We start from the raw sequence: 22194 nt of genomic DNA, 5'->3' as shown, positions 1-22194 counted from the left end.
CAATATGCCTACGATTGCAATTTATCACCGCATTTTTTTACTTAATCAGTGATATTTTTGGTTTCAAATAACTTTATAAAGGATAAAATTAGCACCAGCATCATTGATGCCACAACTGACAACAGCTGAAAATCCCAACAACCCCATTCTCAATTATTCAATACCACTGGGGATAGCAAACTTTAGGATATTTTTATGAACGCAGGCTTAAAACGCATTGAAGCAACTCTACACGATTTAGGGAATCGCGGCACTGCCTCGGCCGCTGAAACAGTTGATTCGACCACAAAACGGCCTTTCTCTTTTAGAATCAGCGTCGGAGCCAACGAACCCGCCGAAAGTACACAAACTCCATCTTCTCAGGACGAGGAAGTAAACTCACAAGGACAAACAGTTGACTTGGGTGTAGACACAGAGAATGATTATTCTTCTGAACAAAATTTCTTTCCTCACCATGACTCTGTACAGACCTTTCAAGCAGAAGAGAATGGTAGCAAAACACCCAGCCTACCTAAGTTGAAAACTCCAAGCTTTAGCAACCATCGCCACGGTGCAAATCCAGCATTAGCGATGAATATATTGCAAGAAATTCAGGAAACTGTCGCCGATTGGCAAACAGAATTACAAAGTATTTTGAAGCAAATTCAGGATATTTACTTAGAAGGACCAATTGTCAATGGCTGGTTAGAATCCAATCCCCAGGAACCAGAACCGGGGGGAACCGCAACACTACGCCATGCAGAAGTTGACCGCCTGATGAACTACGTAGAAGAAATTTGCGCCACTGGTGGAAAAGTATCCTATCAATCATCTATTACTGGCTACCGCCTCTGTGGTGTGGACGATGCCGGTAAAGTCTGGTCGCGCCCATGTCCACCAGATCAGGTTCCCAATGTTAGCATGGCGATCGCTCGTTACCAAAAGTTACGTCAACTGTTAGGGCGCAAGCAATCCTTGGAAACTCGCCTTAGTCAACTAGCCCAAACCCTTGTAGTTTTACATAGCCATATTCAACAAACGTGAAGTTTTAAAGATTATTTCCGAGTAAACTCGGTTGGTAGGTCAGTAACTTTTGGTTTAGATTAACTCTCAGCAACTGTGCATTGGATTTAAAATTTTAATCTCAAATCGTTCGACTGAGGGTAGCCGTACCACTTAGTGTAAGCAAGCTACACGTAGCATTCCGCAGGAAAGCCCCAAATCTCAAATCCAAAATTAAATCTATGCCAGATACCAAAATCTCTGCCATTATCTGTACTCACAATCGAGATAACTATTTAGGGGCTGCAATTGATAGTCTTTTAGGGCAGGATTTTGCTGCTGACTTTGAAATTATCGTAGTTGATAACGGATCTAGCGATCGCACTCGTGAGGTTGTAGAACAAAGGGTCCACAATCCCCACCTGAAGTATGTCTTTGAACCCACCATTGGTTTATCTGTAGCCCGCAACACGGGCGCAAAAGTAGCCAGTGGTGATATTCTTGCTTATCTGGATGACGATGCCGTTGCTAGCAAGGGCTGGCTACAAGTTTTATATTTTGCCTATTACAATAATTCTAAACTAGCGATCGCAGGAGGCAAAGTCACTCTTATCTGGCCCCCAGGAATCCAACAACCACGGTGGCTATCTCCAGGGCTAGCTGCAAATTTAGGTGCATACGACTTGGGTGACAGTACCATCTACATCGAAGAACCAGGCTCAACACCCAGAGGCTTAAATTACTCGATCCACCGCAGTTTCTTAGAAAAAATTGGCGGTTTTGATCCTCATCTTGGTCGGGTCGGGAAAAATTTGCTATCAAACGAAGAACTGCAAATGACCGAATTTGCTCTAAAGCTTGGTTGGCAAGTTGCTTATCTTCCTGAAGCACTAGTAGCTCACAATGTTGCTCCAGAGCGCCTCCAACGCTCCTGGTTTTTAAACCGAGGGTGGTGGCAAGGTATCAGTGAATGCTATCGAGAACAACTTACTGGTAAAGCTGGAATCGGTCAATTGCAGGGAGGTAGCGAACGATTTGTGCGCGGCTTGTATAAGGCATTGAAACATTTCTCTGATCCAGCAGAACGGTTTGATAAACTTGTGTATGCTTACGGTCAGATTGGTTACTTAAATGCTGCTATTCAAGGTCTTTTATCTACATCAAATAAGAAATAACCAATAACATATTTTATCGTTATATGTCATCTAAAATACCAGTTTCAGTACTAATTCCCGCAAAAAACGAACAAGTAAACTTGCCTGCATGCCTCGCTAGCCTCAGCAGAGCAGATGAAATATTTGTAGTAGATTCTCAAAGTAGCGACAACAGTGTTGAAATTGCTAAAAGTCACGGTGTAAATGTCGTGCAATTCAATTTCAATGGACGCTGGCCCAAAAAGAAAAATTGGTCTTTAGATAATCTACCTTTTCGCAACGAATGGGTGTTAATTGTAGATTGCGATGAGCGCATTCCCCCCGAACTTTGGGAAGAAATTGACCAAGCAATTCAAAATAATGAATATACGGGTTATTATCTCAACCGCCGCGTATTTTTCTTAGGGAAATGGATTCGCTATGGTGGCAAATATCCCGATTGGAATCTACGTTTATTTCAACATAAAAAAGGTCGTTACGAAAATCTAAATACAGAAGACATTGCCAATACTGGTGATAACGAAGTTCACGAACACGTTATTTTACAGGGGAAAGTTGGGTATCTCAAAAATGATATGCTCCACGAAGACTTCCGCGATCTTTACCACTGGTTAGAACGGCATAACCGATATTCCAACTGGGAAGCTAGTGTTTATTTTAATATTCTCACAGGTAAAGATGATAGCGGTACCATCGGCGCTAATCTATTTGGTGATGCAGTGCAACGCAAGCGCTTTCTAAAAAAAGTGTGGGTACACTTGCCATTTAAACCTATTTTGCGGTTTGTTTTATTTTATATTATTCAACGCGGTTTTTTGGATGGCAAAGCAGGATATATCTATGCACGCTTGCTGAGTCAATATGAATATCAAATTGGCGTTAAACTTTACGAATTACGCAACTGTGGTGGTCACTTAAATACTGCAACTCCTCCAAAGGAAGGAGCAGAAGAGCAGGGAAGTAGGGGAGTAGACGGAAAGCTATTGACTATTGACTCATGACCAATGACAAATGACAAACCCTTCGTAGATTTACGCAAATATGACCAATCTTGGTTTGATCGAGGTCGCCCAGGTTGGTATGTTTTATTTTGGTGGTTTGTACAAGCGATCGCATTTCCCCTCACTCCTCAACCATTAAATATTCTGCGTTGTGCTTTGCTACGATTATTTGGCGCTCGTATCGGCAAAGGCGTATTAATTCGACCCACCGCTCGCTTCACCTACCCTTGGAAAGTCATCATTGGCAACTACAGTTGGATTGGAGATAACGTAGTTTTATACAGCCTCGATCAAATCAGCATCGGCGAACACTGCGTAATTTCTCAAAAAGGCTACCTGTGTACTGGTAGTCATGATCTCCAAGATCCTGCCTTTGGGTTGAAAACAGCAGGTATCACGATTGACAATGGTGCATGGGTAGCAGCAGATTGTTTTGTTGGCCCGGGAGTGCAAATCGGGGCTAATGCTGTGATTGGCGCTCGTAGTAGTGTTTTTACTAATATGCCCTCTGGACAGGTTTGTTGGGGAAGTCCCTGTCGTCCCAAGACGGCTAGGATAAAACCTGATCCACCCACGAAGCTCTAGTTTTATAGACAAACTATCGTATAACAATTCGATTCTCATTTCAATGAAATACACGACTAGGGGCGCATAGATGTGCGCCCCTACTTTATAGATGCCTGTGACGCAGACAATCGATGCAGATAGTAAATTAGCTGGAGATCAGGAATTACCGCTAGGGCATGGAGAAGTCATCCTCGTTGTTGATGATGAAGATTCAATTCGAGAGGTTACTCAAACCTGGTTAGAAAAAAATGCCTATAAAGTTTTAGTCGCTAGTGATGGTATTGATGCGATCGCACTATATACAGAACATCAGCAAGAAATTAGTGTAGTGTTGGTTGATATGATGATGCCATGTATGGATGGGCCAACAAGTATCAATGTGTTAAAAAAATTAATCCAGACATCAAAATTATTGGTGTTAGTGGATTAGCCTCCAATCATCAAATGATTAAAATCCTTGGTAATAGTGTCAAAACCCTTTTGTCTAAACCTTATACCTCAAGCGACTTGTTAAGAAATTTACAGATGGTGATTAACACAAAGTAGAGTGTGTCATTTGTCATTTGTCATTAGTGAATGCCCAATGCCCAAACAAAATGGTAAGCAGCAGTGGTAATATATTTTTACGGCTGCTCTAATCCTTGCTATTGATGAACAAACTATTGGATGAAACGCTGTCAATCAAAATTGCTGAAAGTATCAACAGCAGAGCTAGTACTCCGTTTGATAATGCTTACAAAGCAGCATTATCCACCGAGGGAGCAAAATATATTCAGGGATTTTTAGCTTTTCCTGGGAAGCCATACAGGCCGATTGAACACAGTTGGATTGAGCTAGACGATACCTCAGACAATGGCCCCCTTGTACGCATTATCGATCCGACATTACCGCATCTAAACAAAAATTCTCAAGAACTCTGGTATTTTGCAGCACAAAGATTAACCGTTAAAAAACTGAAAGCCATTATTGAAGAATCGAAAGAAGATTATCCAGAAGATGATCCATTACCAATCTATGGTGATCCACCTTATGAATATTACGGTGATGTAATGTTAGGTGGTCAAGACTATTTGGCAGCGTATCAAGCCGCAGAAGCTAAGTGCAAAGAAATCAACGAACTCAACCCCGAGAGAAACTAAAAAAACTAGGGTCTGTCTCATTAGTTCTGATAGGTGAATCAAATTTCAACTTTTCTTCTTTCCTTCTTATACTTTGCGTCCTTTGCGCCCTTCTCCCTTGGCGCTAGCCTCTCCCTTTGGGAGAAGGGGAGACGCTAACGCGAATGCGGTTCGTTCTCTTAATCCTTCAAAATTAATAGGACAGACTACTAGATTAAATAATTCGTAATTACGTTAGCACAGCGGTAGCGAGTCCGCTAGCGTCATTACGAATTATTTAATACGAATTCCCATCGCTGCCAAAGTATTCTCTATAGCCACAAATTTTGTCTCCACGCACATCAAAAGAAACTGCTACTCGATTTTTGTAAGGCTGTCCGAATAAAGTCCCCTCGTCCCGAAACTCAAAGACAGCAGTTGTTTCATTACTAGTAACACGGTCTAAAGCAGTCAGCTTCAACCCAGGAGTAAAGCATTCAAAAGCATACTCAAAAAACTCTCTAGTTCGCTCTTTTCCTACATTTAAACCGTGGAATTTTCCCATTGGAAACCAAAGGGTAAAATCTTCTGTGAGCATATCTAATAATGGTTCCCACTCTCCTGTCGCCAAACCATGTATTAGGTTATCAAATGCCTGCCGAGCAACTTTTAAAGTATTTTCTGAATCTTGTGTCATTCTCACCCCTGACTGGATATAAACTTATACCGTGTTACTTAAAACCTGACAACTACTTTGCCACAATTCTGACCACTGAGGAGATAGTCTACAGCGTTGGGTATAGATTCTATACCCTGAAATTGTTTTGGGTCAACGGCAACTTTGAGTTTGTTTGTGTAAAAGAGGTTTAAGAGGCGATCGCCTGCCTCTGCTATATATTCTTTATAATGAACCATAAGAAAGCCTCTCACAGAAGCTGCTTTCCAAAATAACTGGTGATAAAGGCGTGGTTGTGTAATTTGTTCTATAGTTTTTGCGTATTCGGAGATAAAACCAATCACTATTAAGCGTCCCCGCACCGCCAAGTTTTCAACGCAGGTATCAAATACAGTTTTACCTACACAATCGAAGATTAAATTAATCCCATTGGGGTATTCTTGCTTAAGGACTTGATTGAGATTTTCTGTGCGATAGTTGATAATGCGATCGCACCCTAATTCTCTCAGTAAATCTGCCTTCGCCTCCGAACTGCAAGTACCAATCACATGATTACCAGCTAGCTTTGCCAATTGCACCGCAATATGACCAGTTCCCCCTGCTGCTGCTGTAACTAAAACCACTTCATTACTTCTCATCTCTCCCACTTGTTCTAATGCCACCAAAGCTGATACACCTGTAGGCATTAGTGTTAGCAACTCTGGTGTTGCTTCGCGCACCTTCACCGCTAAGTTTGCATCAATAACCTGATATTCCCGATAACTGCCGCCACGCTCCGTAGTTACAACAGCATCACCTATTTGAAAATCTTTAACATTTTCACCCATAGCAACAACTTTCCCCACAGCTTCCACACCTAAATCGAAGGGAGGAATTAAGTTAATATATGGAACCTCGCCACGACAAAGTAAGGTGTCAAAGCCACCGTTAACGCCAGCAAATTTGTTTTTAATTAAAAGTTCATTAACAGCAGGTTGGGAAATAGGAATTTCAACAATTTTAACGGCAGATTTAAAATCCTGATTAAGTTGATTTGCTATTAATTTTTTATAAGTTTTTGCGTTCATTTATAAATTTTATTTAATCAATATAAATTTAGGGTGCGTTGCCTGAAAACATAACGCACCATCAACAATCTAAAGTGCATTACACTAAGCTTATAAAGCTTTATCCCACTCTAACTGATGAGCTAAACCATACTTGATAAAATCTTCTACTGTAGCTTTATCGCTTTTACCAAAAACGCCTAAGCTGTAAGGATTATCTTGCATACGTTGTGTGACTTGCTCTTTCTCAAATCTGATAGCTTCCTCTCTAGATTTATCCGGTTTAAAAAAGTCTACAACCAATACAGTTCTGTCATAATTGGTGTAATTGTGGGGGCAATGTGGATAGCTGTGATCTAAAACCAGAAATTTTCCTTCATGCCAATAAAGCTGCTCATGACATATTTTCATAGCCACATCCCCCTCTGGGACAATCAATCCTAGATAGCCACGATTTGTATGAGGATTATAGTTTATATGTAACTTGATATCCAAGCCAGGATGGAATGTACCAAAATACACGTTTCTGATGATATCATCATCGTTAAAGTTGACTTTTTCTATGACTTGCGCCAAATTTGGAAAATATTTCTCTCTTAATGCAAGTGCCTTTTTTGATGCTTCATCCGGGCCATAATCAGGATATTGTATTTGATACACCTGAATATATTTTTCAATAAAAACACCTTGAAATAAAATACCAAAAGCACTGTATTTTGAATTACCCTTGGTTTTAATAGTTTTACTTTTAGGGCCAAGAATATTATAGGTTAACTTTAACTCGTCATCAGATGCCTCCTTCATAAAGCGGGTAAACTCATCTATAATCACTTCCCAGTTATCTTCAAAACTTTTGAGAAAAGTAAATTGCTTTGGGTCTAGATGATACTCATTAAAACTTTCCATTGTCTTTTCTCCTGAAGCTGATTTCATAAAAAACCGTTATATAATAATGGGATTTGGTTTTTGCCTCGATTCAATGTTTGAATTCCTAACTAAACTCATTTTAATGTGAGGTCTACTGTGTCTGAAACTCCCCTATTAGATCAAATTATCAAAAATGTGCGAGTAGTTCGTCCTCATCAAGATGTAATCGAACTACTTGATTTAGGAATTCAGGATGGGAAATTTGCTCAGATTGCCCCTAATATTAGCGCAGACACAGGCAAAGAGGTCTTTGATGGCAAAAAATTGCTGGGTTTTCCTGGGGTAGTGGATGCCCACATGCACATCGGTATCTATCAATCCCTTGACAAAGATGCTGTTACTGAAACTAAAGCAGCCGCAATGGGAGGTGTGACTACCAGCCTGAATTACATTCGTACAGGGCAGTATTATCTTAATAAAGGTGGTTCTTACCAAGATTTTTTTCCAGAGGTTTTGGCCTTATCCGCAGGTAATTTTTTTGTAGATTACAGCTATCACATCGCACCTATAGCTAGCCAACATATCGACGAAATACCTCTATTGTTTGAAGAACATGGTGTATCTTCGTTTAAAATCTTCATGTTTTATGGCGGCTATGGCTTGCATGGTTTATCAGACCAGCAAAACCTCTTTTTGATGATTAATAAAGAGGAACGGTATGACTTTGCCCATTTTGAATTTATTATGCGCGGTTTAACTCGCTTGGTGGAAAAACATCCAGAAGCGCGAGATACTATCAGCTTGAGTTTACACTGTGAAGTTGCAGAAATTCTCAACGCCTACACCAAAATAGTTGAAAACGATTCTAGTCTTAGTGGATTACATGCTTACAGTGCAGCGCGTCCGCCTCATTCTGAAGGTTTAGCAATTTGTATTGCTTCTTATTTGGCATCCGAGACTAACTGTGCAAATATCAATTTGTTACACCTGAGTTCGCGTAAAGCAATGGAAGCAGCTTTGACTATGCAAACTGCTTTTCCTCATATCAATTTTCGGCGAGAGGTTACTGTCGGACATTTGTTACTAGATGTCGATACTCCTAATACAATTTGGGCAAAAGTTAACCCTCCTATTCGTCCCCGTGCTGATGTGGAATACTTATGGCAAGCAGTACTTAACAATCAAGTAGATTGGATAGTAAGTGACCATGCTTGCTGTTCTGCTGAACAAAAAAGAAGTGCTAAAAACCCGAATAATATTTGGTTAGCAAAGTCTGGTTTTGGTGGTACAGAATATTTACTTTCTGGTGTATTTAGTGAAGGTAGTAAGCGGGGAATGTCTTACAACCATATCGCTAAGTTGCTATCTTGGAACCCATCGCGGCGCTTTGGTTTGTTAGAAAAAGGTGATATTGCTATTGGTTATGATGCTGATTTGGTGTTATTAGACCCCAATGAAACCTTTGTGGTACGTGCTGCTGAGTCGGAATCACAACAAGGTTATACACCTTTTGAAGGAATGGAGTTAACTGGGCGGGTGAAGAGTACTTTTTTGCGCGGAAATCTTATCTACAACAATGGAGAGGTTTTAGGTTCACCTATTGGACGCTATTTGAAAAGACCTTCTAATAATTCCCCCGGAAATTCTGCTGCTTAACAAAGCTATTCGTTTTGAGGTGTATATGACAAGACTGTTGCAACTTGTGATAAATCCCTATCAACGCGGATAAAGAATAAGCAACCATCATCTGTTCTGTGCCAAGGAGAGGTGGTAAAGGTGGGAACATAGCCAAAGTAATCTTTTAGAAATCGGTACTCTCCAATATCACAGTACCCAGCTAGGCAATACCCTTCCTCGTTATAACATTGAATCATTGGGGATTTGCCATCATAATGTGGCAGGATAGCAAGCAGCCAGACTCCACCCCCGTTACTATCTTTCCTTAGCCACTTCTTATTTGCTTGTACAAATTGAACTGTTTCTGTATTGCCCCACGGTAGCAATTTGCTATCCAATGCCGGGATGAAGTCGCACAGTCTAGCATCTGGATGATCGTTTAGCGCATATTTATACTTGAGAGATCCGTTTTCCATCCAGAGAATTTCTGCTTCCTCATCACCTAGCACTTTCCAAGGGCCTACTCTTACTCCTGCGGGGATAAAGGAGTAGCCATGTTTGCTTAACTGCCACTCTCCCACTTGGATTGCACCCCTAAGCACGAAAATCTCCAAATCAGAAGTGAAGAAGCCAGACGGTGCTTCAAAATGCCGTGGTATTACAACTCTTGACGTTGATGCACCACTATCATGCCAAGTAAGTAATCGACGGCTTCCAGCTACTCCATTCTCTGGCATTCCGCTCACTCGCCAACCGTGTTCTTCTGGTAGGGCATTTGTATCAAAAAATTGATATTGACGAGGTACATACTCTTTAGAGATTGCTGTATGCCTTCCTGATAGGTTCATGCGCCCTCTTCCGTCTCCACCCCAATCCTCTTTTACAGATGCTAGGTGCAAAAAATTATCAGTTTGGTTTTCTTCTGTGGAATTAAAATTTACATTTTCTTCGCCCACGACTTTACATTCTCCTGGAATATTCAATTTTAGATAGCGTTGACTGGATTTTATCTAAAAATTTAATTGCTTATTTAGCAAATTACCTTTTTTGTGCTATAGTTTGCAACCATTCAATCAGGGGTCTTAAAGTTCCTGGTAATGCTGCTTCACTGACAGTCACTGTATGCTGCTTACCGTTATCTTCCACTGTTAACTTATACTGAAAGCGATCGCTCTGGGGATTTGGTGAGGTAATTAGTTCAGGTAGCCTAAATAAATCAGCAACTTCCACCAATCGGGGAAGTTTTGCAGCTTCATGTGGCGGGAGAGTGTCTGTATCAACGCTTGTCTTCTTGCTGATTCCGGCAAAACCGCCGGTGCGTTCAAAGGTTATCCGCATTTTTTTGCTCTCCGTTGTGTTATTTAGTTGGGATAAATATTAAGATTGGGAGATGATAGTTTTCACCTCCCAGTTTAGCAATAACAAACAACACATCTAAAAAAGTTAGGAGTGAGGAGTTTTTTTCTTTACTGCTAACTCCTAGTTCTAAATAACTCCTACCTTTTGCCAAGCATTCTGCACAGCTTTTTGCTCACTACTATCATTACCGTAGAGTTCGCCAGCAACTTTAATGGTGATATTGGCAGCTTTTTTAAAATCTGCTTTGGCATTTAAGCGATCGCGTAAAGCTATATACCAGATTTTACCAGCTTTTTGCCAAGCATACCCACCAATTTCAACAGCCGCTAGATAAAAGGCATGGTTAGGAATTCCTGAGTTGATATGAACCCCAGCATTATCTTCAACACCCATATATTTATCTTTTACATGGCCTGGTTGGGGATCTTTACCTAATACTGGATCATCATAAGCTGTTCCCGGTGCTTTCATTGAGCGGAGAGCGACACCTTTGACAGTCGGCATCAAAACACCTTCGCCAATAAGCCAATCTGCCTCTTGTGCAGTCTGATTTTTGGTCTTTTGTTTTACTAAAGAACCAAAGATATCAGAAAAAGACTCATTCAGTGCGCCTGGTTCGCCATAATATTGTAAACCCGCTTCATACTGAGTTATACCATGAGCTAGTTCATGCCCAATTACATCTATTGATTTCGTGAAGCGTTGAAACATTTCTCCGTCGCCATCACCATAAACCATTTGGTCGCCGTTCCAAAAGGCGTTGTCATATTTAACACCATAATGCACGGTGGAGTCTAAACGTAGTCCTTTGTCGTCAATAGAATTGCGATCAAATATTTCATAAAATAAGTCATAAGTAGCACCGGCAGCATCGTAGGCTTCATTTACTGCTGGATCACTGCTCGGTGGATCTCCTTCACCACGTACTAGTGTACCAGGAAGTTGCTGACCATGTTTTGCATCATAGATGGTGCGGAGCTTTTCACCTGGAGAAGGTGCAAAGAAGACACTACCTACGACATTTCTCCGTCCGCGAAATTGTGCCGAAACATTTAATGTATGAAAAGCCCAACTACGCTGTTCGGGATTGCCATTTACAACGACATTTTCTAATATATGGGGCGGGATAATACAACAAATAGAGCATCTAGAATTATGTGGATGCTCATACTTGAACCCGGCTAATTTCTTTTTATTGCGAGCCATCCAAGATATTCTCCTTTTAAAACTAAGTTATGTCAAACAGTGGTTTTAACTGCACTAGGGAAAGAAGCAGAAAAACGAATCAAAATCGCCTTTCTCTGGTTTCTTTGCTGATGAAAATTTTCTACTCTGTATTTTCGGATAAATTTGTAAGGTATGGATAGTACCCTCATGGGGTACTTCTGATATGGAAATATCGCATCAAACGCAAAGCAAGCTTAATTACCGCAAGTTTCAGCCAAAGCCCTTGCGTGATTTACCAAGACCTCCTTTACAGACCTAATGCGATATTAATTCTTCTCAAGAGAAATAATCTTATTTATTGCTGTTTTGTTACTATCAAGCTATTAATGCCATGAATACCAATTAAAGATGGGCGAATCCTAAGCCCAAGCATCCAAAACCTCAAGTTTTCATAGCCAGCCACCAAACACTGCTAGACCATAATATTTCCACGGTACTGCAACTATCTTAAATCCAGCTTTGGTCAACATCTGTAAATGAGCACCCAAAGTAGCTAGCTGGTCTTGACTAGAGTAACCTTGGGTGCTGGTAACGCCAAGTTTCGCGCGAATCTCTGTTAAGCTAGTTCCCTGTTGAAGTGACCATTCCTCTCGTGCCACCTTGTAAGCTTCTGCTAAGGCTGGTGATTCTAGTAAAGTAGGGTCTGCATTCCAAAAATAGCCGTCTTGAGTGAGACTAGCAGCAATTCGCTCAAATAACTTTAATTTCATCTCATCTTGAAGATGGTGGATTGCCAAGGATGAGACACAGCCATCAAATTCGCTACCAATATCCAATTTCTCTGGATTATTTGCCCAATCGCCAAAGTCTGCTTGTGTACCAACCCACCGTTTTTGATATCCAGCTGCTGTGATTTTATCTTGGGCAAATTGCAGCATTCGAGGTGAGTAATCTAAGGCAATTACTTGGGCATCGGGAAAGCGATTAAGTATCTTGAGACTAAGTTCCCCTGTACCACAACCTAATTCTAAAATACGCCGACTTGTCGAAGGTAGACAACGGGCAATTACCTCCAACATCTCATCGTATCTGGGTAACAGTTGACGAATACCAGTGTCAAAATCAGCAGTGTTGGCGAATACCTCTCCAGGAAATAGCTGTTGCATGGTAATTGGAAGTAATAAACACACTAACTAATTTATATTAATCATCCATCATTACTAAGGTATATACTCCATCGCTAGGAGAAGCCTTTAGTATTCAAAAATAAGACTTAAAGTACACTTTGGCCAGAAGACATATAGCATATTTTATGCATAAACCCTATTATTTAGGGCAAAGGAGCCAACTTAACTCTTTTTTAAGATTTGTTAAGATAAAATTGGTTGTGAATTGAGTTAAGCTGATATGTGTAATTAGTAACTCTGATAAATTAAAATTTTTGGTTTTCAAAAGTTACTCACGTTGGTATATTCAATACTGAACAGAAAGTTAACAAAATCAAACTAGAAGTCCACTGTCATTCTGAATCAAACAGAGTGTAGCGATAAAAGGTTCAAGGCTAATGCTAAACAACAGCGAACTGAAGGTTAATGAGGGCTGTAATCTCAAATGGAAACCTGGAGATAAACTCTCTGTGCGGTTTTCTCTATTAGAAATTTTGCGAAGTAGAACAGTCGGAAAGCCACTATAGTAGAGCTGATCCTAAAGTTAATCTGCATTTAGGTTAATTTTCTAAAAACCCATTTTGAGTTAATCTAGACTAAAGTTAACTTATCTAGATTTTGCCAACAATCCCAAAAGGGCGTAAGCTTTATGATGATAAGCTTTTGCTGGGATTAAGTTGATAAGCAACCTATAAGAAAAGGTTAGCTGAAAGAATTTAACTAAATCGTGGTGTTATTTAATAACATTGCATGGTAATAAAAATGAGCTTTTGTAGTGAAAGCTTGCTTTAGAATGCCTAAAATTTTAGGTGTCTAATGGCATCATTTTGTTATTGCCGTACAGTTAAGTTAAGTCTGAAATATTGCCTGAATTCTCACAAATTTTTCACTTTTATCAAGGTTAACAATAATGAGTAATGTTCAAGCGTCCTTTGAAGCAACGGAAGCCGAGTTTCGTGTGGAAGCTTACGAAAAAATTGAGTTTAGTCTCGTGTATGTAAACGGTGCATTTGATATCAATAACAGAGAAATTGCAGACAGCTATGCAAAATTAGAACGCTGTTTGACGGTGATTGATGCCAATGTTAACAGGCTATATGGGAAACAGATCAAGGCATATTTTAGACACTATGATATTGATCTCACTGTAGTTCCCATTGCGATCGCAGAACCAGCGAAAACCCTGGCAACCTTTGAAAAAATTGTTGATGCTTTTTCTGATTTTGGCTTAATCCGCAAGGAACCAGTGTTGGTAGTTGGTGGTGGTTTAATCACTGATGTAGCTGGGTTTGCGTGCGCTGCTTACCGTCGCAAGAGTAACTATATTCGGGTTCCGACAACGCTAATTGGTTTAATTGATGCAGGTGTGGCGATTAAGGTTGCAGTCAACCATCGCAAGTTAAAAAATCGCTTGGGCGCATATCACGCTCCTTTAAAAGTTATCCTCGATTTCTCATTTTTGCAAACATTACCAACGGCTCAAGTTCGTAATGGCATGGCAGAATTAGTCAAAATTGCTGTTGTTGCTAACTCAGAAGTCTTTGAACTACTGGATGAATATGGCGAAGAACTGCTGCATACTCACTTTGGACATGTGAATGGCACAAGTGAACTCAAAGCGATCGCTCACAAACTAAATTACGAGGCAATTAAAACTATGCTGGAGTTGGAGACTCCCAACTTGCATGAGTTAGACCTCGATCGCGTCATCGCCTACGGTCATACTTGGAGTCCTACCTTAGAATTAGCTCCCCTCGTACCCTTATATCATGGTCATGCAGTCAATGTAGATATGGCTTTGTCTGCAACCATTGCTGCCAAACGTGGTTACATTACATCAGGAGAACGCGATCGCATTTTGAGCTTGATGAGTCGCCTCGGTTTATCAATGGATCACCCTCTACTAGATGGAGATTTACTGTGGTATGCAACCCAGTCTATTAGCTTGACACGAGACGGCAAACAACGCGCAGCCATGCCAAAACCCATTGGTGAGTGCGTTTTTGCTAACGATCTCACCCGTGAAGAATTAGATGCAGCCTTAGCTGAACACAAACGTTTGTGTGCTACATACCCGCGTGGCGGAGATGGGATTGACGCTTACATTGAAACTCAAGAAGAATCCAAACTATTGGGAGTGTGAAAACATGACCACTATTTTAGGCCCAGATACCGCTAGACCAATAACCCCACACAGCATCTTAGTTGCACAGTTACAAAAAACTCTGAGAATTGCAGAGGAAAGTAATACTCCTTTAGAGCTATTGACATCTCTGCGGCAAGGGTTGCAGTTAGCAGCGGGTTTAGATCCCTACTTGGATGATTGCACTACTCCTGAATCGGCAGCATTGACAGCACTAGCCCAGAAAACCAGCAAAGAAGACTGGAGTAAACGCTTTAGTGATGGTGAAACGGTGCGGCAACTAGAGCAGGAAATGCTCTCAGGACATCTTGAAGGACAGACATTGAAGATGTTTGTGCATATAACCAAAGCCAAGCGCATCCTAGAAGTGGGAATGTTCACAGGATATTCAGCCTTGGCGATGGCGGAAGCGTTACCACATGATGGACGACTCATTGCTTGTGAGGTTGATTCATACGTGGCGGAATTTGCTCAAACTTGCTTTCAAGAGTCTCCCCACGGTGACAAGATTGTAGTAGAAGTAGCACCCGCACTAGAGACACTGCACAAGCTGGCGGTGGCAGAAGAAGCATTTGATCTAATCTTCATTGATGCCGATAAAAAGGAATATGTAGAGTACTTCCAAATTATCTTGGATAGGCAATTACTGGCTCCCGACGGATTAATCTGCGTAGATAATACGTTGTTACAGGGACAAGTTTACCTACCATCCGAACAGCGTACCGCCAATGGGGAAGCGATCGCTCAATTCAACCGCATTGTCGCCGCAGATCCTCGGGTAGAGCAAGTTTTGTTACCCATACGAGATGGTATAACCCTGATTAGACGCTTGGTGTAACAGGCGCAAAAAATTCAAATAGTTCTCATTTGGATGCAATATCCGCTAGGGAAGTACAGCTGTGCTTCCCTAGCAAAGCCGCATTCCACGCAAAGGAAAGACTTATGGCTCAATCAATCTCCTTATCTCTCCCCGAATCCACAACGCCCTCAACGGGTGTGTGGATAAAAATAGTAGCGCTATTCAAAACTCTGGGTACTCTAGCATTATTGCTGATAGCTTTACCGCTGAATGCTTTCATCGTATTGGTATCCCTACTGTGGAGCCTTTTGTTTACGAAAAAACCTGCTGTAGCAGCCTATCCCCAGAATATCTTGGTTAGCGGCGGTAAAATGACTAAGGCATTGCAACTTGCCCGCTCGTTCCATGCAGCCGGACACAGAGTTATTCTGGTTGAAGGTAACAAATATTGGTTATCTGGACATAGATTCTCCAATGCTGTAAGTCGTTTTTATACAATTCCTGCACCACAAGATGACCCAGAAGGCTACACTCAGGCGCTAGTAGAAATTGTCAAACAAGAAAAGATTGACATTTATGTACCCGTATGCAGTCCTGTGGCTAGTTATTACGACTCTTTAGCAAAACCTGCACTATCAGAATACTGTGAAGTTTTTCACTTCGATGCAGATATAACCAAGATGCTGGATGATAAATTTGCCTTTACCGATCAGGCGCGATCGCTTGGTTTATCAGTCCCCAAATCTTTTAAAATCACCGATCCTGAACAAGTTATCAACTTTGATTTTAGCCAAGAAACACGCAAATATATACTTAAAAGTATTTCTTACGACTCAGTTCGCCGCTTAAATTTAACCAAACTTCCTTGTGACACTCCAGAAGAGACAGCAGCCTTTGTCAAGAGTTTACCCATCAGCCCAGAAAAACCTTGGATTATGCAAGAGTTTATTCTTGGGAAAGAATTATGTACTCATAGCACAGTCCGAGACGGTGAATTAAGGTTGCATTGCTGCTCCAATTCTTCTGCGTTTCAGATTAATTATGAAAATGTCGAAAATCCCCAAATTCGGCAATGGGTACAACATTTCGTGAAAAGTTTGGGGCTGACTGGACAAGTGTCTCTTGACTTTATCCAAGCTGAAGACGGAACAGCTTACGCCATTGAATGTAATCCCCGCACCCATTCGGCGATTACAATGTTTTACAATCACCCAGGTGTTGCAGAAGCCTATTTTGGTAAAACTCCCCTAGCTGCACCTCTAGAACCTCTTGCAGATAGCAAGCCCACTTACTGGATATATCACGAAATCTGGCGATTGACTGGGATTCGCTCTGCGAAACAATTACAAACTTGGTTTGGGAGGTTATTACGAGGTACAGATGCAATTTATCGTCTGGATGATCCGATACCATTTTTAACTTTGCATCATTGGCAAATTACTTTACTTTTGCTACAAAATCTGCAACAACTCAAAGGCTGGGTAAAGATTGACTTTAATATTGGCAAACTGGTGGAATTAGGCGGTGACTAATACTCAGATTGGTGAAAACCTGTTTGAACAAGTTCTATCTTATATCAAGTTCGGGTGATTACTTATCAGGACTTACGCACAAATTGCTAAAAAGCTTAATTTATCAAACCGCCAAGACGCCTTTTCTACGAGACACTACGCCATCGCGTAGCGTCTCGTAAAGAAGAGCGCCGAGAATTTGTAGACTGTGCGTAATACCATTTAACTTTAATAATGATACAAATAGGCTGGTAAGGGTATGGCAATGCCATGCCCCTACGATAAATCTGTATGTATCAGGATTTTCGTGAATTGGTATAAGTCCTTTTTCCGTTGCCTGTGCGTAAGTTCTATAACCAATTCACTGTCAATTTTGTAATGCCTTTTTATTACTACTTAAGGTTTCATTGATAGCAGTTATTAATAAATCATTTAGAGGGATTCCCGCTGCTTTCGCCATAGAGGAAATCACACTTTTGGGGGCAAAAGAACAATACAATCCGGCTTCTAAGAACCAAGGTTCTCCTTTTGGGTCGATTCGGAAGTCAAATAAACTGTAGTGGCGACAACCTAAAGCTGCATGACACTTTTTAGCCACTTGTTGAACCTTTTCGGTAATTGGATCGTTAGGGTCTACAATCCAAGATTTGATATTATCTTTAGCGGCAAAACGCAAGTCGCCATCCTCCGTTTGTTGGAGTTTATCAGCATGGTTGCGGATCGGTTTATCGTGAGGGTCTACCAAATACTCTTCAAGGGGTAAACCCATTAGCTCCCCGTCTTTGGCAATAATACCGCATCTGACTTCTCGTCCGAGTTCGATGAATTCTTCTACAATGACCTCCGAAGCATATTCAAACGCTTTCTTCAGAGCAGCGTCATATTCAGTAGCCTCTTTGACTAAAGTCACCCCTAAAGAGTTGTCAGAACTTACGGGTTTGATGACTGCTGGAAGTGTAATTGTCGGAACATCTCCTTGGCGAAGCAATTCTCCACGAGGCACTTTTACCCCTGCGGCTTCGACAATTGCTTTGGCTCTGGCTTTGTGAGCTGCGATCGCCATAATATCTGGAGTATTGCCTATATAAGGGATCTTGAGCAGATCGAATAGGGCGCGGTACTGAGTCATTCCAGGAATACAAAACATTTGTGGCAACATGATGTCAATGTTTTGCACCGTTAGAAACTGTATGGCATCAAACAGAGGAATCGGTTTCGTGAAACCAATATCTTCTCGACTGAGGGAGTTAGGAAATCGCCATTGGCGATCAGGTGTAATGTATGCAATTTGAAAGTTATAAAGCGAGTGATCTGCTGTTGCTGCCAAACAGTCTTGGGCGTAAAGCCGTGATAAATCACAGTAAAAATCATTGTGTGCAGATCCAACTAAATGAAGGATATTAAGTAATGACATGATTCATCTTCCTAAGTAAGTTTTAATGGTTTTTCAAAGCTGGAGAAAATATCATAATTATTATCATATGATTAATCTGGCTGAATCAAGTAGTTATGTCAGTTTTTTGTTATTGCTTTGAAACGACAGTTAATGTAAAAAGCTTGATAATTTATTACTAGTTTTAACTACTAAAGTTAAATTGAGAATTTTGGAGACAGATCCAGGAAACAGTATTTATACCTGGGCTTTAGACTTAGCTTCTGTACTTAATAAACTTGAAATCATCTATATGCTAGAGTTCTAATTCTATGAATCTCAGTACTGTTCGGTTAAGGCAAGAGACGCGATGAATCGCCGTCTCTACAATAATTAATCTTTCTTTCGTGGAAACAGCTATTTATCGCATCTTTGTAAAGCTAGCAAACAACCATTTTCCTATCTTCATCCCGCCAACAAGTCATATTTTATGGTATGTAAAGTTAGCTCATAATTTGGGAAATGATTAGTATTTTTATGGTTTACAAATGCAAGAATTTTATCATGATAGACAAGCTTTGACAACAATTGAAGACATTGGCTAACCTTTACGTCCAAGCTATCCCAACATTTAAACCAGAAAACCTTTATTTAATTTGGCAGTTGGTCTTTTAGGGGACTTGCAATACCGTTCGGATAAGCAGGGGAGGCAAGAGGATTCTTATCTCAATAATTCTTTTCTTCCTCTACCTCTATAAAGAAATTTCTTAACCGAACGGTATTGGGGAGAGTTCCGCTTACGGAGTAGCATAACAATCAAAATGAGTACTCAAAACTAACTGTAGTATGGCAATACTGGCAACAAAAAGCACAATGCTAGTGTTTACTCGTTTTACTATGTAGCTTTTTTTCGAATGGATAGCTGTTTTCGGGGTGCTGCACTAGCTGCACTAACTTCTCATGAATTATAAAGAGGTAAATGTAAAGTTATGTAAAATAGATTAACAAACATAACAATAATTTGTAATAAATAATGATGCGGCAGCATTGTATAAAGATAACTTGAAGGCAAAAAACGACATCTTAATCAGGTTTTCCAGCCGTTCACAGAAGTTTGAAGTTTTTTAACAAAAGTTTTAATCTGAAAGCCTGGAGATTGTAAACTTATTCGGTGGATGTCTGTTTTGAACCTTTCGTAACTCGTCAGGCAGTGCTGACATCAAAAAAGCTGAACCATTCAGTTTTGAGTCCAATTATTCTTAACCAAGCAAACTAGGAGATTTAAGGCAATGGTTTTAGATGCATTTGCAAAAGTAATCACCCAAGCTGATGCCCGCGGTGAATATCTCAGCTCTGCTCAGTTAGACGCTCTAGCTGCCCTAGTAAAAGATGGCAACAAGCGTGCAGATACCGTAAACCGGATTACCAGCAACTCCTCAGCAATTGTTGCCAATGCAGCTCGCGCTCTGTTTGCAGAACAACCTCAGTTGATTGCTCCTGGTGGTAATGCTTACACCAACCGTAGAAATGCTGCTTGCTTGCGTGACATGGAAATCATCTTACGCTATGTAACTTATGCAATCTTTGCAGGTGATGCAAGTGTATTAGATGATCGTTGTTTGAACGGTCTGCGCGAAACCTACTTGGCTCTAGGAACTCCTGGTGCTTCTGTAGCAGTTGGTGTGCAAAAAATGAAGGACGCAGCTTTGGCTCTTGTTAACGACCCCAACGGTATCACCAGAGGCGATTGCAGCGCTATCTCGTCTGAAGTTGCTAGCTACTTTGATCGTGCAGCAGCAGCGGTAAGCTAAACCCGCTCCAAACTATTCACTGACTACTGTCAGTTAGACAAAACAAATTTCAACAAAATTGTAAATAGGGAGATACTAAACCGATGAAGACACCTCTTACCGAAGCAGTTGCAGCAGCAGATTCTCAAGGTCGCTTTCTCTCCAGCACAGAAATTCAAACCGCTTTTGGTCGTTTCCGTCAAGCTCCAGCTAGCTTAGAAGCAGCAAAAGCTTTGAGCGCCAATGCTCAACGTTTGACAGAAGGCGCAGCTCAAGCTGTATACAACAAGTTCCCTTACACCACTCAACAACAAGGCCCTAACTTCGCTTCTACCAACACTGGTAAAGAAAAGTGTGCGCGTGACATCGGCTACTACCTGCGGATTGTTACCTATTCCTTAGTTGTCGGTGGTACAGGCCCCTTGGATGACTTCTTGATTTCTGGCTTGGCTGAAATCAACCGCACCTTTGATCTATCTCCCAGCTGGTACGTTGAAGCTCTCAAGTACATCAAGGCTAACCACGGTCTAAGTGGCGACCCTGCTGTAGAAGCTAATTCCTACATCGACTACGCAATTAACGCTCTAAGCTAATAGAGTGTATTTAGCCCGGAAAGGAAAACAAGCTCTGTTAGCAAATAGCTAGGAGTTGGTTTACCTTTCTGGGCAGTTTTATTTTCAAAAGACTCTTAAACAAGAATTCAAAATTCAGAATACAGAATTCAGAAATATTTGAGTGTGGGATTCAGACCCACCACTACTAAAACAGACCACTAAATATGCACATATATTTATTTAGTGTGGTGTTTCACCGTTTCTTCAGAAACTTGTAGACTCCTTCTCTGCGAGACGCTAAGAGCGAGCGAAAGCGTTGCGGTATCTACGAGTAGATAGAATTAATTTCTGAATTTTGGCCTCTGACTCCTAAATTCTTTCTTGATTAATAAAGACTAGAAAAAAAATTTCTAAAACGCATTCAGTTTTATAGCTAAAACTGAGGAGGTTTAAAGATGGCAGCTTTGGGACAAGCAACAAGGCTAGGAATTGGAGCCTTTGAAAACTCAGGACTGGCAGAACTACGTCTCGATAGAACAGAAACGGATGTGAAGGCGATCATCCGGGCAGCTTACCGTCAGGTTTTGGGTAATGAATACCTAATGGAATCAGAACGTCTTGTCAGTGCTGAATCACTGTTGCAGCAAGGCGATATTTCAGTTAAGGGATTTGTGTTAGCCATTGCTCAGTCGGAACTTTATCGGAATAAGTTTTTCCATTCAAACTCGCAAATTCGCTTTATCGAGTTGAATTATAAGCATTTATTGGGTCGCGCCCCAGAAGATGAGTCAGAAATTTCGTACCACGTCGAACTTTACAACTCACAAGGTTACGAAGCTGAGATTAACTCATACATTGACTCACTAGAATATCAAGAAAGCTTTGGCGAAAATATAGTACCATACTATCGTGGCTTTAATAGCCCAGTAGGGCTGAAAAACGTTGGCTATAGCCGATTGTTCCAGCTGTATCGGGGTTATGCCAATAGCGATCGCGCTCAAGGGCAAAAACAAGGACGCCTAACTTGGGAAATAGCTAAGAATCTGGCTTCACCTATCTACCCAGTCTCTACAGGAGCCTTAACGGGCATCTCATCAGGTGGGAGAGGAGAAACATACCGAATTAGGGTACTACAAGCAGCTTCTCCAAACTCATCTGTAGTGCGGCGCGGTAGTGCGGAATTTCTCGTACCTTACGAACAACTTTCTAGTAAATTGCAGCAGCTTAATCGTAAGGGCAGCAAGGTTATTAGCATCACATCTGTATAAAGAGGGAATCGGGGTGGGGAGTAGGGAGAGACGCGATTAATCGCGTCTCTACTAGGGAG

21 protein-coding genes are annotated in these 22194 nt (G+C 41.0%); 13 read left to right on the top strand and 8 right to left on the bottom strand.

The features are described from left to right. Positions 1 to 195: 195 nt before the first annotated feature. From H6G97_RS06085 to H6G97_RS06060, 6 genes are all read left to right on the top strand, one after another. The gene (locus H6G97_RS06085) at positions 196 to 1023 is read left to right on the top strand and encodes a hypothetical protein (RefSeq protein WP_190939789.1); all 828 of its coding nucleotides are present in this window, start codon (positions 196 to 198) and stop codon (positions 1021 to 1023) included. A gap of 200 nt (positions 1024 to 1223) precedes the next feature. Further along, complete coding sequence (locus H6G97_RS06080; RefSeq protein WP_190939788.1) at positions 1224 to 2156, top strand: glycosyltransferase family 2 protein; 933 nt, start codon at positions 1224 to 1226, stop codon at positions 2154 to 2156. A 23-nt stretch (positions 2157 to 2179) separates the two neighbouring features. After that, entirely contained in the window at positions 2180 to 3136 is a 957-nt protein-coding gene (locus H6G97_RS06075; protein ID WP_190939787.1) for a glycosyltransferase family 2 protein, read from the top strand. A gap of 3 nt (positions 3137 to 3139) precedes the next feature. After that, on the top strand, positions 3140 to 3721 hold the full coding sequence (hpsU, locus tag H6G97_RS06070; protein WP_190939786.1) for a hormogonium polysaccharide biosynthesis acetyltransferase HpsU: 582 nt from the start codon (positions 3140 to 3142) through the stop codon (positions 3719 to 3721). 97 nt (positions 3722 to 3818) lie between these two features. Next, positions 3819 to 4133, top strand: a complete 315-nt coding sequence (locus tag H6G97_RS06065) for a response regulator (RefSeq protein WP_338421586.1) — start codon at positions 3819 to 3821, stop codon at positions 4131 to 4133. 220 nt (positions 4134 to 4353) lie between these two features. Then, complete coding sequence (locus H6G97_RS06060; RefSeq protein WP_190939785.1) at positions 4354 to 4842, top strand: hypothetical protein; 489 nt, start codon at positions 4354 to 4356, stop codon at positions 4840 to 4842. Positions 4843 to 5098: 256 nt separating this feature from the next. Here the strand turns inward: H6G97_RS06060 and H6G97_RS06055 are convergent, their stop codons facing one another. From H6G97_RS06055 to H6G97_RS06045, 3 genes are all read right to left on the bottom strand, one after another. Continuing rightward, a complete protein-coding gene (locus tag H6G97_RS06055) occupies positions 5099 to 5497 on the bottom strand; it encodes a nuclear transport factor 2 family protein (RefSeq protein WP_190939784.1) in 399 nt (132 codons plus the stop codon). 38 nt (positions 5498 to 5535) lie between these two features. Next, positions 5536 to 6543, bottom strand: coding sequence for a zinc-binding dehydrogenase (locus tag H6G97_RS06050; RefSeq protein ID WP_190939783.1), 1008 nt, complete (start codon positions 6541 to 6543; stop codon positions 5536 to 5538). Positions 6544 to 6633: 90 nt separating this feature from the next. Continuing rightward, positions 6634 to 7428: an aspartyl/asparaginyl beta-hydroxylase domain-containing protein gene (locus tag H6G97_RS06045; RefSeq protein ID WP_190939807.1), complete on the bottom strand. Its 795-nt coding sequence runs from the start codon at positions 7426 to 7428 to the stop codon at positions 6634 to 6636. A gap of 117 nt (positions 7429 to 7545) precedes the next feature. On the opposite strand from H6G97_RS06045, the gene H6G97_RS06040 reads away from it, so the two are divergent. Then, on the top strand, positions 7546 to 9045 hold the full coding sequence (locus H6G97_RS06040) for an amidohydrolase family protein (RefSeq protein WP_190939782.1): 1500 nt from the start codon (positions 7546 to 7548) through the stop codon (positions 9043 to 9045). A 5-nt stretch (positions 9046 to 9050) separates the two neighbouring features. Here H6G97_RS06040 and H6G97_RS06035 read toward each other — a convergent pair whose 3' ends face one another. The 4 genes from H6G97_RS06035 to H6G97_RS06020 all read right to left on the bottom strand — a co-directional run bounded on the left by H6G97_RS06035 (position 9051) and on the right by H6G97_RS06020 (position 12698). Further along, entirely contained in the window at positions 9051 to 9962 is a 912-nt protein-coding gene (locus tag H6G97_RS06035) for a DUF4437 domain-containing protein (RefSeq protein WP_338421585.1), read from the bottom strand. Between the two features lie 82 nt (positions 9963 to 10044). Further along, positions 10045 to 10344, bottom strand: coding sequence for a protealysin inhibitor emfourin (locus H6G97_RS06030; RefSeq protein ID WP_190939781.1), 300 nt, complete (start codon positions 10342 to 10344; stop codon positions 10045 to 10047). Positions 10345 to 10491: 147 nt separating this feature from the next. After that, on the bottom strand, positions 10492 to 11571 hold the full coding sequence (locus H6G97_RS06025) for a M4 family metallopeptidase (RefSeq protein WP_190939780.1): 1080 nt from the start codon (positions 11569 to 11571) through the stop codon (positions 10492 to 10494). 410 nt (positions 11572 to 11981) lie between these two features. Next, on the bottom strand, positions 11982 to 12698 hold the full coding sequence (locus H6G97_RS06020; protein ID WP_190939779.1) for a class I SAM-dependent methyltransferase: 717 nt from the start codon (positions 12696 to 12698) through the stop codon (positions 11982 to 11984). 910 nt (positions 12699 to 13608) lie between these two features. Between H6G97_RS06020 and H6G97_RS06015 the strand changes: the two genes are divergently transcribed. From H6G97_RS06015 to H6G97_RS06005, 3 genes are all read left to right on the top strand, one after another. Further along, a complete protein-coding gene (locus H6G97_RS06015; protein WP_190939778.1) occupies positions 13609 to 14841 on the top strand; it encodes a sedoheptulose 7-phosphate cyclase in 1233 nt (410 codons plus the stop codon). A 4-nt stretch (positions 14842 to 14845) separates the two neighbouring features. Further along, positions 14846 to 15679, top strand: coding sequence for an O-methyltransferase (locus tag H6G97_RS06010; protein WP_190939777.1), 834 nt, complete (start codon positions 14846 to 14848; stop codon positions 15677 to 15679). 104 nt (positions 15680 to 15783) lie between these two features. Beyond that, a complete protein-coding gene (locus tag H6G97_RS06005; RefSeq protein ID WP_190939776.1) occupies positions 15784 to 17172 on the top strand; it encodes an ATP-grasp domain-containing protein in 1389 nt (462 codons plus the stop codon). Between the two features lie 346 nt (positions 17173 to 17518). Here the strand turns inward: H6G97_RS06005 and H6G97_RS06000 are convergent, their stop codons facing one another. Beyond that, on the bottom strand, positions 17519 to 18565 hold the full coding sequence (locus tag H6G97_RS06000; RefSeq protein ID WP_190939775.1) for a D-alanine--D-alanine ligase family protein: 1047 nt from the start codon (positions 18563 to 18565) through the stop codon (positions 17519 to 17521). A gap of 1247 nt (positions 18566 to 19812) precedes the next feature. Here H6G97_RS06000 and H6G97_RS05995 point away from each other — a divergent pair. The 3 genes from H6G97_RS05995 to H6G97_RS05985 all read left to right on the top strand — a co-directional run bounded on the left by H6G97_RS05995 (position 19813) and on the right by H6G97_RS05985 (position 22135). After that, entirely contained in the window at positions 19813 to 20334 is a 522-nt protein-coding gene (locus H6G97_RS05995) for a phycocyanin subunit beta (RefSeq protein WP_190939774.1), read from the top strand. Between the two features lie 83 nt (positions 20335 to 20417). Continuing rightward, complete coding sequence (cpcA, locus tag H6G97_RS05990) at positions 20418 to 20906, top strand: phycocyanin subunit alpha (RefSeq protein WP_094349677.1); 489 nt, start codon at positions 20418 to 20420, stop codon at positions 20904 to 20906. A 416-nt stretch (positions 20907 to 21322) separates the two neighbouring features. Next, positions 21323 to 22135 (top strand): phycobilisome linker polypeptide, encoded by an 813-nt coding sequence (locus H6G97_RS05985; protein WP_190939773.1) that lies wholly within the window; start codon positions 21323 to 21325, stop codon positions 22133 to 22135. The last annotated feature ends 59 nt before the right edge of the window (positions 22136 to 22194 follow it).

Source organism: Nostoc flagelliforme FACHB-838, from assembly GCF_014698065.1.
Lineage (GTDB): Bacteria > Cyanobacteriota > Cyanobacteriia > Cyanobacteriales > Nostocaceae > Nostoc > Nostoc flagelliforme_B.
This window is presented reverse-complemented; position numbering and strand designations above follow the sequence as displayed.